The 16,732-nt window shown below is 40.8% G+C and carries 12 protein-coding genes; all 12 read right to left on the reverse strand.

Going from position 1 to position 16,732, the window contains the following annotated elements; genetic code table 11:
* Nucleotides 1–179: 179 nt before the first annotated feature.
* Nucleotides 180–3,116, reverse strand: a complete 2,937-nt coding sequence (locus HRT96_RS20455; RefSeq protein ID WP_293160288.1) for a multiheme c-type cytochrome — start codon at nt 3,114–3,116, stop codon at nt 180–182.
* A gap of 3 nt (nt 3,117–3,119) precedes the next feature.
* Nucleotides 3,120–4,643, reverse strand: a complete 1,524-nt coding sequence (locus HRT96_RS20460) for a hypothetical protein (protein ID WP_293160290.1) — start codon at nt 4,641–4,643, stop codon at nt 3,120–3,122.
* Nucleotides 4,627–5,283 carry a hypothetical protein gene (locus HRT96_RS20465; protein ID WP_293160292.1) on the reverse strand — a complete coding sequence of 219 codons (657 nt, stop codon included), beginning with the start codon at nt 5,281–5,283 and terminating at the stop codon, nt 4,627–4,629. The genes HRT96_RS20460 and HRT96_RS20465 overlap by 17 nt, the downstream gene beginning before the upstream one ends.
* Nucleotides 5,273–6,715: an FAD-dependent oxidoreductase gene (locus HRT96_RS20470; protein WP_293160295.1), complete on the reverse strand. Its 1,443-nt coding sequence runs from the start codon at nt 6,713–6,715 to the stop codon at nt 5,273–5,275. The genes HRT96_RS20465 and HRT96_RS20470 overlap by 11 nt, the downstream gene beginning before the upstream one ends.
* A 145-nt stretch (nt 6,716–6,860) precedes the next feature.
* On the reverse strand, nt 6,861–7,697 hold the full coding sequence (locus tag HRT96_RS20475) for an FTR1 family protein (RefSeq protein WP_293160297.1): 837 nt from the start codon (nt 7,695–7,697) through the stop codon (nt 6,861–6,863).
* 4 nt (nt 7,698–7,701) lie between these two features.
* Nucleotides 7,702–8,184, reverse strand: a complete 483-nt coding sequence (locus tag HRT96_RS20480; protein ID WP_293160299.1) for a hypothetical protein — start codon at nt 8,182–8,184, stop codon at nt 7,702–7,704.
* Between the two features lie 165 nt (nt 8,185–8,349).
* Nucleotides 8,350–10,371: a hypothetical protein gene (locus tag HRT96_RS20485; protein ID WP_293160301.1), complete on the reverse strand. Its 2,022-nt coding sequence runs from the start codon at nt 10,369–10,371 to the stop codon at nt 8,350–8,352.
* A 105-nt stretch (nt 10,372–10,476) separates the two neighbouring features.
* Nucleotides 10,477–11,142: a DUF2982 domain-containing protein gene (locus tag HRT96_RS20490; protein WP_293160303.1), complete on the reverse strand. Its 666-nt coding sequence runs from the start codon at nt 11,140–11,142 to the stop codon at nt 10,477–10,479.
* A gap of 18 nt (nt 11,143–11,160) precedes the next feature.
* Nucleotides 11,161–13,224 (reverse strand): ATP-binding protein, encoded by a 2,064-nt coding sequence (locus HRT96_RS20495; RefSeq protein ID WP_293160305.1) that lies wholly within the window; start codon nt 13,222–13,224, stop codon nt 11,161–11,163.
* A complete protein-coding gene (pdsR, locus tag HRT96_RS20500; RefSeq protein ID WP_293160307.1) occupies nt 13,221–13,925 on the reverse strand; it encodes a proteobacterial dedicated sortase system response regulator in 705 nt (234 codons plus the stop codon). The genes HRT96_RS20495 and pdsR overlap by 4 nt, the downstream gene beginning before the upstream one ends.
* 241 nt (nt 13,926–14,166) lie before the next feature.
* Entirely contained in the window at nt 14,167–15,210 is a 1,044-nt protein-coding gene (locus HRT96_RS20505; RefSeq protein WP_293160309.1) for a Preprotein translocase subunit SecY, read from the reverse strand.
* A gap of 130 nt (nt 15,211–15,340) precedes the next feature.
* Complete coding sequence (locus HRT96_RS20510) at nt 15,341–16,297, reverse strand: lipid A deacylase LpxR family protein (protein ID WP_293160311.1); 957 nt, start codon at nt 16,295–16,297, stop codon at nt 15,341–15,343.
* Nucleotides 16,298–16,732: the final 435 nt, after the last annotated feature.

The following is a 16,732-nucleotide window of genomic DNA, read 5'->3' on the forward strand; positions in this document are numbered from 1 at the left end:
AACTATTTAGTCAATATAGGTAACGGTTCATTACTATGCGTGAGAAATTGATTGGTACTGTGCTGTTCAGTACTATCATTTTATGAACGAAACGTATCGTATTTTTATTAGATGATAGGTGAATCGATTTATGCCGCAATAGACTTAGCATCTATTACGGCTGAACGAAGGTGTATTGTCTATTGTTGTTGGAAAACTTTAGTCATTTTATTTATCTCAATCACATCAGCAAAAGGAATGTTTTGCTCAGGGAAGGCTGCTTGAACCTTACTTGTCAGTGGCTTAGAGAATGAACGGTAGTTTATTTTAGCGACTACAGTGATTGGGTAACTTATCCCTGCTGGTAGTTCGAATGATTCAACACGAGTTTCATCAGGAGATATACGGGTATCTGATAGAATCTTCTCTACGCGCCAGAATTTAAGACCAACTGGTTCACCATGCATGTAACCGGATTTCTTAGCAAACACACGGCTGTCTTTTGGTAAGTAACCATCGTTTAACTGACCACTCACTAAACGCTTTTCGCCTTTGCTATCCGTTACCACAAGATCAATCCATACTTGACGACGTGCGCCACCTGGCATTTTGTGGCCGGTATTATGGTTGGTGACTTTGACATCAATACTGCGGCCATCTTCGCTGGTTTCCACGTCGAGTAGTAGGGCGTTACGTAAGATATCACGACTGAGTTTACCGTGTTCTTTCGAACGCATATCAGAGAAGTAGTAGTTACCACCAATAAAGTTATGTGCAATCAAGTTTGGTTTAATTGGCCCATTATCGGTTGCTTGACCCGGTACTTTTTTATCAAAATCTGTCATGTCTAAGCGCATGTGACAATCTATACAGGTTTTGTTCTGCTCTGGGTTGTCTGGTGAATTAAATTTAGAGGCTTGCCATTCGCCATAGTTGTTATTCACATTGGCACCTTGCCCAGGGGTGAATTCATTATGACAGGTCGCGCAATACAAAGAGCTTTTGTACAGTTCAGGGTTTGAATAGCTGTCTTTGTGCTGTTGCGGTGATGCATTTATTTGAGCTTCAGCAATGAATTTTAATGCGGGGTTACTCGAAAATTCAAACAAGTATTCAGCGCGGTCTTTTAAGTTTACGGTGAGGTCGGTATTACCGCCTGCATCTTCCGCTTTGGTGATTCGATGACAGAACACACAGCTGGTGCCAGTTTCATCAACGGGGAGACCTTCTCTTAGTGCATCACGTAGGCTCTGCCCTTCTTTTTCATACATGCTATTAAGATGAGTCAATGGCGCGGTATTGTTATTTAGAATCGTTTGTGGGGCATGACAGCCTCGGCATAAGTTTCTAAATGGTTCACCTTCTGATTCTGCGGCTAAGTTTTCTTGGAAGCGATAATAAGGGCTATCCATGTGCATTCCATGGTTAGAGTCTGCCCACTGTTTATAGAGCGTACTATGGCACGATTCACAACTGGCTGAATTTAACCATTCTGATTTATGAGTGAACTTACGTTCGTCATCAAAGCGTAACCAGGTTGATAGATAGGGTAAATTTTCTTTCGTGGTTACGTACATATTTAATGCTGACATTAAGCGTACGATCTCTGCAGACGGTGCTTTAGGATCAACTGTTGGTAGTTCTGGTTTCTTAGGGTCTGTTCCCATACCACCTTGCGTTTTTTGGATCATATCGATATAGGCTTCGATAGGATCGCCAGCGATCATGGTTGCTAAGCCTATATGACCTGTCATTGCATTGACTTTAACGTCTTTAGTACCGTCAGCTAACAAGTATTTGTTGGTGAAGTTAAACCCGTCAACATGACAAGAATTACAGCTCATCCAGAAATCACCAGCCATGGCTGAGTTTTCAAACTTATTGCTGTTTGCAAGATTGAAGAGCGTTTTACCTAAACGCAGTTCAGGCGCGATTGGATCGTGACTAATTAATTTGGCGAATTGCGCGTTAGCCAATTTAACTTTAGCAAAAGGGCCTTGACCACTCACATCAAAACTCACTAAGTCGTGAGACATGGCATTTTGGACATAGAGTGTACCGTCTTTCTCAATCATGCTACGGGGATTCGTACCGGGTATATGACGGTAAATTTGCGTCGCTTTTACGCCGCCTTGTAATTTGGTACGGCGATGGCGTTTTGATTTTTTACCTATTTTACCTTGACGAGATAAATCAAACACGAGCAGATCTTCTGATCCTGATAGGGTTATAAATACTTTTTTACCGTCTTCACGGAATGTCACGTCATGCGGGTTAGACACAATACGCGTGGTATTGTTGTTCTCAATGATGTTGATTTGTTTAAATAACTGTTTACGTTTATCAACCATTTCTTTTTCTTTACCTGGGGTGAGGTCAAGTAGCGAAATAGTTGGGAAGACGGTTGATTGAAACTGGAAGTCTTGTGTAAACGACCACAATACATGGGGTAGCCAAGCTTGTGTGCCATCGGGAGAAATCGCAATATTATCTAATACCCGTGGTTTACCTTGCGGTGTTGCACGAGATGAATGTACTGGCGTATCAACAAGTTGGATGATTTTGTTTAATTTCAATTTTGGCTGTCGGGTATCATAAATGGATACTTGGCCAGTCATGCTATGGGTCACAAACAAACGACCATCGTCAGCTAATGCAAGACCACGTGGTGTATCTGCTGTTTGTGTTGTTGCGGTTATTTCACCATCTGTTGAAACGGTTATTAGCTGTTTAGCTTCAAACAATGTGACGTAGTATTGTTTGTTATGCTCATCATAAACGATACCAAAAGGGCGATAGCCTGTTTTGATTGTTTTAATTAGTTTAAGGCTTTTAGCATCAATGAGGTAAAGTTGATCTGCAAGATAATCACTGACTAATAACTGATTGTTAATCGGGTCTAATGCAAGACGGCGTAAGTCTTTACCCAATGCTTGCTCTTTTAAGAGTTCACCAGTTTCAACGTTAATAATACTGACGCTGCCTGCATCCATATTGGCACTAATAAACTGAGTTCCATCTGTTGATAGTAGTAAACTGTTACTTTTTGTATTCGAAAAATCAGTACTGGCGTAAAGTGAGTTGCTTGCTAACAATAACAAGGCGCATATTAATTTAGGCAGAAAATGTATGTTCATAGATTACAGCATCTTGGTAGGGAAATAGGCATTACGATTAAGAATGGTTATCATTATATCGGTTTGACGTGATAGTGCAATATTTGCGGTTATGTTTAAATGATTAGGATCAAAGTAATATAAGTATAAACTTCGCTCGCCAAGAAATCGGCCTTTAAATTGCTTAACTATGCTTTCGTTATTTAACCTATTACTACTCAGTCGCCAATATCCTTGTTGCTGCGCTTGGTAATTACTGCTGCTTTGATAATGTCGGTCTAAAATCACATGTTGTGGCAGGTTATTCCGTAAATTATCAATGTTATAATTACTGATAATCATTTGCTGCTTGTCCATTGTTTTAAAGAACTGAGTCGCTTGTAATACAGGGGCATTTCTTTGTTGGGTGAATTGTTTGATACTGTGATAACCCAGTGTCACGAGTAAGATACAACTCAATATGTATAGAGCAGGGCGCATACGCTGAGTTTGGTAAACGTGTTCAATGAGTTGCGCGCAGATAATCGGTAACAATAAACTGAAAACGGCTAAGTGACGAATATTTTCTGGATTCTGGCCTCGGATGATCCAGGCAAACCAACAGCACACCAAAATACTTAATCCACGGGTTCTTGGTAGATATAAACCAATGGCTAATATCGAGGTTAATAATATAACCCCGAGCGTGGAATAGGTATTGGTTAATGTAGTCAACCACTGGCTCAATCGCGAATCTGTGGTACTGGTGGTATTACCCCAAATCGTAAAGTGACCTTGGGTGAATCGCTGTCCTTCTTCAATATAGGCCCAGCCGTCTTGCATGAACACGTAGAACGCACATATGACCCCTACCAGGGTAATGCTGAATATCTGCCAGCCAAGGCGTTGATAACCTTGTCTACGTTGACGGTGATAAAATAGTTCTAACAACATTGCACAGGCGACTAAGGGTAAATAAGAAGGTCGAGTTGCTAAACATGCCGCTAATAATAACCCGCTAATAATCGCGGAGAATGTTTGTCTTGGTAAAAGAGACTGTAATACACGGTGTAATTTAGTCTTTAATAAAGGGCCTGAGCCAAGCGGTAGATGAAAACGGGTTAATAATAAATATAAGCTAAAGAACCACAGTGCGGAAGCGTCTGATAAACCGTTTAAGGCCAATTCGGCAATGTTGCCTTGCAGTAAAAACAGCAGTACTGCGAATAATGCAAATGACTTTATTTTCATACGTTGGTAGCAATACATAAAAACACTTATTGTAAGCGTAATTGCCGAAAGGAAACTGAGTATTACATTGCTGTTGGGATGTGAATTTATTACGTGGATAAGTCGTTCTAACCAAACAAAACCAGGGTAACCAGGAAAGTGAGGGCTAAATTCTAATACTGAAAAATGGCTCAAGGCACGCTGAAAATAAAGCGCATCATCACTGCTAATATCAAAACTATAATAATTGAGTAAACCAAAATAGCCTGCAATGCAGGCTATTAAGCCAATACTAATTATTAAACCAGCGCGCCAAGGTTTATTATTTGGTTGGTGCATCAGGCAATGTAAATTGTAATGCAACTTGTAAGTTAGTGCGGTATTCAATGTAGCGCGTTAAATCTGCAGGTTTTTGACCCACACCAAATACCCCCGGGTTACCGATTGATGCAAGGGCGCCGCGAATGGCTATATCGGCTTTTTGGCGATTGTCGGCAGTTAAATCAGCAGCAAGTAAATCAATGAATAACTTACTTTTGACGACCAGCACTTTAGCTACTTGATATTCATTGATGTTTTGCTCTGCACCTTCAAGACGACGCATGACTTCTGCTTTTATCGTGGTGGTTAGTGCTCTGGCCACACCTTGTTGATCTTTATTCGTGATCGCGGTTTGCATTTGTTTATCGACAGCGAGCCCATGGTGCTCGTTAAAATACACGAATTCTTTCTGCATCGAATCATAGGCAGTTTGCACTGCACTATAATCACTTGCCGATAATGCTTTTAACAAGGCTTCTCGACCTTCAATTAATGGTTCTTTACCTGCTGCGGCATAAGAATAAGCAAAGCTTTGCGCACTAAATAATAATACGAAAAAACTGAATAACAGTGATGCTAAGTTTCTGTTAATAGCCGTTTTCTTCGCTGCTTTTTTAGTGTCTATTTGGGTCAATTGTATAATAGGTTTAAGCGACATTTGTTACCTCTGGCGTTTTCTTATCATCCATAATGCTTTGCACTTCAATCACGGTTTTTTCGTTACGGTGGTCAAAGATCTGGCGACGATTATCTTCACCCTTAATGATACCTTCTGCTGCCATCAGGCCCATTTCCATCGCGGTATCGGTGAAGATGTAACGGAAAGTACCTTGGCGACCAGTCATAACCAAGTTGCCAAATTGGTTAAGATGAGTGATTGCACGTTCACGTTTAGCGTTATAACTCACGTCCATCATTGGATAAGCGTATTCGGTGTAAGTGGTAAAGAATTCACCGGTACTTACATCTGGCACTCCGAGATGATTAAGATCTTGTTTTACGCGTTTTAATAGTTTGTTGTTGTCCATGTGCCAAACGTCATCACCTTTGTTACACGGGATTTCGATCATCACTGATGTTTGTCCTTTGGGTGCCATAAATGGTGAACGGCGACGCGGTTCTTGCAAACGCGTACCAATTAACTCTGGGTCAGACAGATACTGCCAGGTATTTTGTGACACGTTTTCTGTGGCCATCGGCATGTTGAAAAAGCGTAGCGAGCGATAAGTTAGGCCAGAATCAAATCCTGTTAAAGTACAAACCACTGGTAAAGGAATAGTACCGACAACGTGATCACAGCTAATTGAGTTTGTCTCACCGTTAAGTTCATATGTGACGGCATCAATACAATTCTTACCTTGATTCAGAGCGGTGATATTAGCGCCTCGAACAATCGTTACACCTTGTTCTTGCAGTCTTTCTGCAAGTTTTGTGTACATTTGGCCAAAGCCGAGTTTTGGATAGCGGTATTTTTTAGCGTAAGTACGCGGTGTTGCGCCACGTGTTGGGATTAAACGTCGAGCAACATCTTTTAAATCTAATAAGCTAATACGTTGTGATGCCCAGTCGGCTGATAATTGACGCGGGTCGATACCCCATAGTTTACCGGTGTAACCTTCAAAGAAGTTTTTGTATAGTGTGGTGCCAAAACGGGTTTCAATCCATTCGGCAAAGTTACTGGTGCTTTGTTCACTTGGGCGTTTTTGGAAGGGTAATTTGAAAACCAGATCAATGGCCGCTCCGGCTAATAAACTTATCGGCGCATTACGTAATAAGTTACCAATCGCAAGCGGGTAGTTGTAGGTACGCCCTTTAAAACGGATCACACTAGTACGCTCTGCATACAGCAGATCGTCAGTCATTAAGTCATCGATAAACTGTAATAGTTTCGGATTTTTAGTAATAAAGCGATGGCCGCCATAATCAAAACGGTATTCACCTTTTTCACCTTGGAAGGTTTGCGTTGCGCACATGCCACCAACAAACTCTTCACGTTCTAGGATAGTGACTTGGTAACCAGCTTGATTAAATTCCCATGCGGCCATTAGCCCAGCAGGACCAGCGCCTAAAATTACAATTTGTTTCGACATTATCAACTCAATTTTTTAATTTTTTTAGTGTTCTTAAGTCGGTAGAATAAACTTATCGTGGGCTTGCGCAGGCATTCATGCTTGCAACAGCTGTCTTTGTTTATACCACCGACTATGTATATATTATTTAGCGTTTGCTTTAATACTAAGTTGCGGCTGTTTTAGTTGGCACTTGGTATCCTCGGTGCCAAAACACGGTGAATATCGCTAAATAAACGAACCAAATAACAAGCGGTAATAAATTTGGTGATGAATTATAACCAAATAAAGCACGTAAGAAAGTACCGAATACGCCTTGATCATCAAGGACATGACTAATATCAAACACGGCAGTCTGGAATACCGGTAACACGTCTGCGCTTTGTAGCATGTTACTTGCCGAAGACAATAGGCCTGCGGCAATAATGATAATCAGCAAGCTGGTCCATTTAAAGAATGCTTGTAGTGGTACTTTACGGGTACCACGCATCAGTACGATAACTAATATCAGCGATGCGATTAAACCTGCGCCTGCACCGATTAACCCATCTTGTAGTGAGAAATCGCCTTGGCCTGAATACATCAACGCGGAGAAAAATAGCACGGTTTCAAAGCCTTCGCGCATGACCGCAAGGAAAGCCAAAAAGATTAAACCAAAGACATTGCCTGTCGTTAATATTTCGCGAATGTTCTGTTGCATGTTAGAGACTTGGGTTTTGGCTTGGCGTTGCATCCAAATGGCCATGTAGGTGAGTACCAAGGTCGCAAAGCCTAAAATACCCGCCATTAATAAATTACGGTATTCATGCGAGTCGAACTGATCGACCACGAACTGGAAAATGAAAGCGACAATTAATGAGGCAATTAAACCAAGTGCAACACCCAGATAGATAAGTTTGTTGTGTTTTGATTGGCCAAGCTTTGCTAAATAAGAAAGTATAATGCCAACGAGTAGGAAGGCTTCAAGTCCTTCACGAAAAGTGATTAAAAAACTGGCAAACATAATATTAAGACTTCCTAAAGAATTTGATTACAGTCCAGCGCCAAGCGTGACGAAGAACAAGCGGGGCAAGCAGCCATGAGCTGTAAAAGTGGATATCTTGCATGAGTATACTGAAGTTATTACCCGTGTTACCCCAAAAAGTAAGGTAGACGCCGGTAAGAGTACAAACAATGAGCAAATATTCGATAATGGTACCGGTTTGGCGTAAGAATTTCTTTTTACTATTTTGAATAAGATTTCGGTGAGACAGCCAGAAACTACCAACAAAAACAGGGAAGATACTGATACCTGCAAGCATATGCATGAGTAGTACGGTACGTTCCACTTGCCATGGAATAGTGATAAATGGCCACAGTAAAAGTCCTGACAGGAACATCAAATATAATATCGCTTCGGCTTTCTTATGATGGAAAGCGAAACGTTTAAAATGAGACTGTAAACGTGACCAGATGTTATCACCGGTTGGGGTTGCTATTTGAGCTGACATGATAAAACCTTATTCATATCGACGTAATGAAAACGCAAAAAGGGCTGAGTTAATCCTCATCCCTTTTTGCAACTTTTATTTTAGTTTCGCAACACTTTCATTAATCAATACACGTTAATTAACAAGTGTGCTACGAGATGGCTTTTCATTGCCAAAAGAGTGAGACTAGTTTGCACTAACCGACACTTTTGCTGCCATCGTTTGTGCTGTACCGTATTTACCGCCAGCAGCTGTTACTTGTTGTACGCCATCATTATCTGAATCGGTAGTTGAATTGTTTTTCAGTAAGTTTTCACCTGAATCACCAACCCATTCTGATAATTGTTGACCACCATTAACTACTTTCTTGAACCAAGCAGTGTAACGCTCTGTTAAGTGTTGTAGTTCTAGTGCAGGAACATGTTCGCCTTCTTCATTTGAAAGGTGAAGCATAGTTTCACGTAAACCACCAGAGATTGCTGCAGCCGTTAACGGTGTGTGAATTGTTGCTTTACCTGGTGTTTGTGCCCATGTACCTAGCTCTGCATCAAACATGTTTTTCTCTACCGCGAGGAAGATAGAACGTGCTGCTTGCTTGTAAGTATCATCTTGTGTCGCAAGATAAGCAGAAACTAAACCACGGATTGCAGCGAATTGTGCATCAAGAGATTGGTTTTTATCTACTGATTTACCAACTGTAGCGCCATCGTATACTAGACCGTTTTTAGCGACTAGTGTATTAACGATGTAATCTGCTTGCGCTTTGATTAAACCAAGAGCTTGTTTACCTTGAGGTGTTGCTAAGTCAACATCACCACCGTCTGCTGCTGCATAACCAACAGGTAGTGCATCTTGTGAACGTTGGTAAATAGATAGTGCTACGATGCTGTATGCCGCGTCAAACGTTTCAACTTGCGCATTTTGCTTGCCGTCGTATTTCGTTACAAACGTACCAGCTTTCTTATTGAAGTGTAGATTTGCTAAATTTTGGAACGATAGGTTAGCAATGTTGCTTGCAAGAGAGAATGCATCGTCAGCAGCTACATTGTTGTTTGTTTTACCATCGATATTTTGTTTTGGTGCGGCAGCAAATGGTTTGCCATCAAATACAGCTTTAAACGCTGGATTTTGTGCAGTATTCGCTGTGCGTTGGTCAGTAAATGCATAGAATTCACTTACAGGCCATAATAACATCCACGTATCACGTAGTGATGATGAACCATCTGTAACTGTTAATTTACCGATGTTATTTACGTTGTTCTTTTGTGTTTCTTTAACTGCTACTTTGTGTGCAAACCAGATTGGGTTTTTAGATGCATCGTAGTCAGGACCGAATTTAACACCTAGGTTCTTACCGTCAAAGCCCAGTTGCTGTTGCAGGATAAGTAGTTTGTCTATTGACATTTCAGTTAAGATCATGCCATTGAAACCATCGGCAGCAGATACACCAAGACTGTGTTTACCGTCTTGATCCATTGTGCTTGATGTTGCTTCAACTTCTTCATCTGTCGTTGTAACGTGCATGCCACCTAGGAAATCTTGTGACCACATTACTTCTTTAAGGAAGATGCTACCGATTGCGCCTGGATTTAAGGCTTTATCAAAACTTGCGTTGTCCCATGCTAACGTTTTGTAGTCACGGAAGTAAGCTGGAATTACTGTGTTGTGTACCGCTGCTTTACCTGTTGCAGATAATACTTCTAACTCTTCGCCATTAACTTTCGTTGTATCTACTTTACCTGCAAATTCAGGGCTACCTGAAACGTATGGTACAGAAATAGGGTACATGTTTAATGGGATTTCTTCACTTGGGAAGCCAACTGCGCCTGCAAGTGAGATGAAGCGTTTACCTAAGTCAGCAAGAGAACCACCACGTGCTTGGTTAACTGGACCATTAACTAGGTGAGGACCCATAGTTGATTGGTAGTTTAACGCGTACATAGCTTCTTCAGAATACTCGTAGCTTTCAATACCTGCTGCGTAATCGAATGCAGTCGGTTGATCAACTTGGTTAGGATCTAAAACATCAAGGTCTAAACCAAGAGCTTCAGCAAGAGGTTCACCTGATAATTCAAATTCTGTATATGCAAGAAAGTTTGCAGCAGGAGAAAGTGTTTTATCAAGCACTTTTACGTTTACAGCATGTGATGCAAACGAAGCAGTAAGTAATGCTGAAGAGATGGCAAAGCAGAGAGCAGATTTTTTCACAACAAATCCTTTTTATTTTTTATAATAGACTATGTCTTAATGAGAATAGTTCGTATTATCCATATAATTATGCTAAATGCAACTCTAATTGATAATTATTACTATTTATAATGATCTAGCACAATTTGATTTAAACTCGCGTAATAGTTGAACAAATTCTGCTGGTGCACGATCGAGATCATCGTTTGGGAAGTAAATATCATAACCAAGCGTATTGTGGAGATACTGCATTCGGTTAATAAACATGGCCTGTAGTCCGTGATAATTGTGGGTTACTTTTACGTCTGGATAAAGCATATTATCGGCATTTCCGTACAGGCTCGAACTTGGATCAGTGAGCATGATAAGGGCTCTTTGCTCTAATAACATATGAGATAAAGTGGGTAACGAAGCGCTATTGATAAGGTGCTCTCGCTGTTTGAGGCGGATACCGATGTAAGGTAATTCTTTTAACGCTAATCCGTCATTTATCTTTGGTATATCGATGCGTTGTATATCTTGCCAGAGGATAGTAAAACCATCTCGTGAGGTGAAATAATGCAGTCCTTCTTTGGTCAGTGAGAAACGGTAATATACGTCATTAATTTTCACGATCCCAACAATTAACAAGCATATACCGATCATAAGCGCCCCTGCTGACAGAGGAAAATAAAGGGAATTGTCTGAGTCTGCAGATGTTGTTAACAACGATATGATACTGCTGAAAATGAACAGGGCAGCAACAATAGTCACCGTTACGCCATTACGTTTTGCGATAGGCCGTATCAACATTGCACACCTCCTCTGAGATTACTTGTCTATTGGTAATAATAGTTCAAATATAACCCCTTTATCACCCGGCAAGTTTCTTGCTTTTATGTTTCCATGATGGAAATCACTGATTAACTTGACGATATGTAAACCTAAGCCAAGATGTGGAGTATCTGATTGTTGGCGATTGGAGACCATAGAGTCAAACAGCTGGGGGATATTATCACTGCTAAAGTGCGGTCCTTGGTTTTCGACCGAGAGTTGTAGTTGCGTGTTGATCTTATTTAGCTTAAAACGAATCGGTTGACCTACTGGCGCATAATCAACGGCATTACTGATGAGCTTATCGAGTAATTGGACGATAAGTTCTGGGGCTAAATTTATCGTGTAATCATCATTATGGTCGTATTCAAATTGAAATTGATGATGGCTGTAAATTTGTCGGTAAGCTTCGGTTACCTCTTCTAACATATCGTCAAACGGGACCACTTGCCACTGTGCATATTCAAAGCTTTGTTCTAATTTATTGGCTTCACTGAGTGCGTTTAATGTTTGGCTTAGGCGATTTGTACCTTGCATTGCCCGTGTGAGGTATTTTGTTGCTTCCGGGTCTAAGTCCGATAATTCAAGGTTTTCGAGCGATGTACGAATCACGGCAACTGGTGTTTTCAATTCGTGAGAAAGTTTATCAGCCAAAGTAGCCAGATAGTCAGTGTACTTACCTTGATTAATCGTCAGTTGTTGCATCACTCGGGATAAATCACCCAATTCATCAGGCAGTCTGCTGGCGGCTGGCACCGCCATTATCTTACCGTCGCTATCGATTGCTGCGCGGTAGTTCTTCTTCATTCGAACAATACGCCAAGACAAAGACGATGCAAATGCAAATAAGCCGGTCACAATCACGGCGATGATAGTAAACAGTAATATTAATAATTGGTTTAACGCTTTGCTGGCAGACAGTAAACTTTGTCGTGAATCTTGTACAGCAACCAAATAGAATTGTTGGCCATTAGCGATAATGACTTTACTATGCAGTTGTTTATTAATCGGCGAGTCTTGGTACCAAGTTGTTTGTTCTAATTGCGGTGGAGATATCCAGCGGCCTAGGCTGGTAGGTTCTCGCCAATAAGGTAATGAGTTGGAGGTAAATAATCTGTTGTAGATTGCATTGGTGAGCCAGGATGGACCTGTTTGGTCACTATTACTATTATCATCTGAGTCATTCATCAGCTGATCTGCATTTTGTTGCCCAACCAGCCAATATTGACTATTGAGCAAATACAAACTTAGTCCGGGTTGTAAATAATTAGCGAGTTGGTGGTTTAAATCCAATTCTTCACGCACTAGACTGCGTTCGTAAGTCGTCGTCGGCTTAGATTTAAAATGTTGATTTATTTGGCTGTCATTAAGTATGAGATCAAAGCCAATCGCATTGCTTGCTAAGTCAATTGGGATTGCAATTTCTATATTGTAGTGGCCATCGCGCCATAACCAGGTACCAGCATCTCTACGCGTTGTCATTGTTTGACTCGTGTTGCGTATTTCTACACGACCAGAGCCTTGGGGGTTAATCTGCCAATGTGAAACCAGACCAGTATTATTGATACTGCGGATATTAAGCTGATCTGCAGCTCGCTGTGGTTGCATTGGATTATAATAATGCGGTGTCAGCGCTGATGTCTGTATAAAGATATAGAGTAATCTATTATTTGCAGCTAACCTAAATTTGACTGTTGTGGCTGGCTTTGCTTCTGCCGATAAATTGGCCACGTGATCATAGTTGTTAAGTTGAAACCAAGGTGTGGTGATATTTTTCCAATCACTTTCTTCACCGTCAAATCCGTCCAATAACATTTTACTGTCAGTGAGCGGGGCGTAATAGTTACCTTGGTGAGTATGAAAAATGGAATGTGGTGACTGGTTTAATGTGTGTTTAAGCTGTTGTGTTGCAGCGGTCATTTGCACATCAAGTAACTGGCTGTGGCTTTGGCGTAAACTGGTTTCTAAAATACTGACACTCTGACAACCAGCCCAAGGCAGTAATAACATTAGACTGGCAACAAGTAGGAGTTGTGTCTTTAAGCTGAAGCGAATTTTCACTCAATAACCCAGCGATAACCCATCCCGTAAGCTGTTTTAATAGCGTTGAAATCGGCATCTATGTAACTGAATTTTTTACGTATGCGTTTGATGTGTGTGGTGATGGTATTGTTATCGAGTACCACATGTGCGGCATCCATGAGTTGGTCTCGACTTTTAACCTGACCAGGGTACTTAGCAAGGGTATGTACAATCCAAAACTCAGTTAACGTGAGCATGACGGGCTGATCTAGCCAGTAAGTCTCAATACGCTCGATATTGATCCGCAATGAACCATGAGTAATGACTTGTTCGTCTACTGACGGCGGTTTTTTTAACGCTCGGACCCGGCGGAAAAGCGCCGCAACACGCGCTAAAACTTGATGAATACTGACGTCTTTTGTTAAGTAATCATCAGCGCCAAGACGTAACGCTGAAATCTCGTCTAGTTCACTGTTGCGCGCGGTTAAAAATATAATCGGTAGGGTTTCTGAAAGTTGGCGTAATGTACGGCATAGATCAAAGCCTCCTTCGTATTCACCCTGCAAACCGACATCAATAATAGCCATATCAGGCAATGCAAGGGTAAAGGCCGCTAGTGCGTCCTGGCGATTATGAAAGAGTGAAACCCGGTAGCCGATTCGTTGTAAGGCATCACGATAATTTTCTGCGATATTGATTTCATCTTCAACGAGGGCAATATGTAATTGTTGTTTTATCATTCGGACTAACTCATAAATCGATAATAAGGAGGTGCGCTTCTATGCCGTGCTATGTTATCAAGGATAAAAATATTAATACAGCTTTTAGCAAGCCTGTCGAGATTCATATCGCTTAAGCTTTTTAATAACAGGGTAGTATGACGGGAAGTGTTGATATTGAAGTATATGTTTGACTAAAAATAAAACCAACACAGCAGCTGTTATCATCACTGGGTTGGTTTTATCGAACAAAGTCGAGGCGTTAAGCTACGTTTGCTTGTCTTATCCAACGTAAATGATTATTACGTTTTCTCTCAACAATACCGAAGTATAGAAATTCTTCGAAAGCCTGATCGACTTCGTCCATGCTCAACTTTAGTATTTCAGCGATGTATTTTTTAGAGCATTTCAAGTCTTGTTCTTGTGTTGCTTGTAAAATAGCTGAAGACCTTGCTGACATTTGCTTTTCAATTAATAAGGATTGATCTTCTAATTGAGCCGGCGCTTCAATTTCAATATAGCTCTGTGTTGCTAAAAGACGTAAATGTTCAGCTTTATCCGCTTTTTCTTGTTCTTTTTTACGGCTAATTGAATGACGGAAACGCAGTTCTTCACCGATTAAACCAACAAAGAAAGCAGCAAAAATATCAAGTAATACCGATAAGAAGATCACTAACCATGATTGTGCATTTTCTGTTGTGGTATTAAGGATTTTCGCCAGGCTTGCGATCAAACTGATAACCGAACCTTTTTCAGAGACCGGAACGCTATCACGCTCAATTCTAAGTTGTGTTTGTTTTTCTCGGAGAATTTGATTTTCTTTTTGGATCCGAGTCACACCAAGTGAAATCATTTTTAATTCGAGGTATTTATCTGCGGCTTTGTTATTAAGCGCAATTTCATCGTCGAGCGCTGATATTTGCAGAGTAATGGCATTTACCTTGTTATCGCGTTGATCAACATACTGTTGTGCTACATTGGTAGCACTGTTAATACCACCGATACTGCCGCCTATCGAAATAATAGCAAGGATACAGTAGAAACCTAGCGCTACAACTGCGGCATGGAATGCTTTACGTGCAATGCGCTCACCAAATTCGTACCAAGCAAAGAATTTACCCAGTTCAAAAATGACGGCTAAACTTCCGAACAAAATTTGCATAAGTAATTTATCGTGAATAGATAAAAAGAGTAGCAGTGAGAATATTACTGATGCGGTAATCGCTGCGCCAGTAAAGGCATACAAGCTGCACATTGCAAGGGTGCCTTTAGGGCGGCGAGTATATGTTAATGAAGAATCATGCATGTTAAATGTATCTTAAAGCAGAAAGGTGACTAATTTGCGGGCATACTAACACGGCTAATTAGTAACGGATAACTACTTTTGGCTATTTTAACAAACGGGCATATTTCAACCATTTTGTGATGGGGATCTATTAAAACTGCCAGAATAATCCCAGACTGCCTACTATATATTCTTTGTGTGGGTCTTCTTCATAGTCCGGACTCATTGCAACGACGCTAAACTTGATGCCTACATTTTGATAGTAAGCAAGTAAGCCAGCGGCAGCCGTCGCTTGTATGTTTTTTAAGGTGATGTCGGGCACTTCAACGGGGGTCTTACCTTCAATGGTTATATCATTAAAACGATAACGAATTTCTGCTGTCGCATAAAGCATGATACCTGAGCTATTTGGCGCCAGTAACATGCCTTGCAATCGGTGTGGGTGTAAGCTGAGATTATTATAATTAACCCCTAAATTAGCGCCCCAACGTACCGTCGAACCAAAGGCCACTTCACTTTGAAAGTTACCGACAGCTAAGCGTTGATAAATTGACAGATCCGATTCACCAATGAGCATAAGAGGTCGGCCGACAAGTTGATCTGCCTCTGTTGTGACTTGGTAAACAATCTCATCTTCAATTTGATAGTCCCAACCTTGTGGTGTGGTGGCATCAATCGCATCATGAATGAATTTTTGGGTGTCACCTGCTCTTGATTGTTCACCGACACCGCCCACTAACAATGACAGACGATAAGAACTCACGGCGCTGTAACCTAATACACTTGCTTCACCAAACAACAGACCAGCGTATGGGCGCTCATCAGTTTGGGGCGTAATGGCTGATATATCACTGGGTGTCCACATTTGCTGACCGAATTGATAATTCACTGCATATTTAAGTGCGTTAGGATCAAAGGCCGTTAATGCTTGCCAAAATTGATTATTTAAAGCTGGTGCTTCTGCAGTGTAGTTAATGAAAACTGCATTGGTATAGTTACCATCCTCATCTGAGATAACGTCATTATGCATGCCAAATAGCCAACCGTTTGCAAAACTGCTCATTGGGGTTAAAGCGAGCAATATAATGCTGCATAATTTAAAACGCATGGGTATTCCTTTGTGTCATTTTTACGTCGTTACCTGTCAAATATATTAATAAATAATCTTAAGCACTAATTATACCAAGATTATGCCTGGTGTCGTTATTTAATGCTTGGTTTAGGCTTACTCTCATACTTATTAGTTATGGAGTGTTAGATATCGATACTTGCTAGGCATGGTTTTTTATAAAATAATTGCTTCGTATAAGCATACAAAGACATACTAATGAGAAATGTATACCCAAGTTATTTCAAGCTGATATAGCTTGGGTGTAGATATAAATGAGACAACAAGGATCGTTGTTTATTACTTCGCCCTAGTTACTGGTTTCTTTGATGGGGAATGAAATTGAAATCATTAATAACATGCTGCGGGTTAATTACCTTAGGCTATATAACGTCAAGCGTTTTGACCAGTGTCAACGCTGAAATAAAGGTAAAG

This window comes from Moritella sp., from assembly GCF_013215705.1.
Classification (GTDB): domain Bacteria; phylum Pseudomonadota; class Gammaproteobacteria; order Enterobacterales; family Moritellaceae; genus Moritella.

Excerpts from the sequence above, each read along its gene's own strand:
- pdsR (WP_293160307.1), bottom strand. The coding sequence starts at position 13,925 with ATGATAAAACAACAATTACATATTGCCCTCGTTGAAGATGAAATCAAT.
- HRT96_RS20475 (WP_293160297.1), bottom strand. The coding sequence starts at position 7,697 with ATGTTTGCCAGTTTTTTAATCACTTTTCGTGAAGGACTTGAAGCCTTC.
- HRT96_RS20490 (WP_293160303.1), bottom strand. The coding sequence starts at position 11,142 with ATGTTGATACGGCCTATCGCAAAACGTAATGGCGTAACGGTGACTATT.
- HRT96_RS20465 (WP_293160292.1), bottom strand. The coding sequence starts at position 5,283 with ATGTCGCTTAAACCTATTATACAATTGACCCAAATAGACACTAAAAAA.
- HRT96_RS20470 (WP_293160295.1), bottom strand. The coding sequence starts at position 6,715 with ATGTCGAAACAAATTGTAATTTTAGGCGCTGGTCCTGCTGGGCTAATG.
- HRT96_RS20505 (WP_293160309.1), bottom strand. The coding sequence starts at position 15,210 with ATGCATGATTCTTCATTAACATATACTCGCCGCCCTAAAGGCACCCTT.
- HRT96_RS20510 (WP_293160311.1), bottom strand. The coding sequence starts at position 16,297 with ATGCGTTTTAAATTATGCAGCATTATATTGCTCGCTTTAACCCCAATG.
- HRT96_RS20460 (WP_293160290.1), bottom strand. The coding sequence starts at position 4,643 with ATGCACCAACCAAATAATAAACCTTGGCGCGCTGGTTTAATAATTAGT.
- HRT96_RS20480 (WP_293160299.1), bottom strand. The coding sequence starts at position 8,184 with ATGTCAGCTCAAATAGCAACCCCAACCGGTGATAACATCTGGTCACGT.
- HRT96_RS20455 (WP_293160288.1), bottom strand. The coding sequence starts at position 3,116 with ATGAACATACATTTTCTGCCTAAATTAATATGCGCCTTGTTATTGTTA.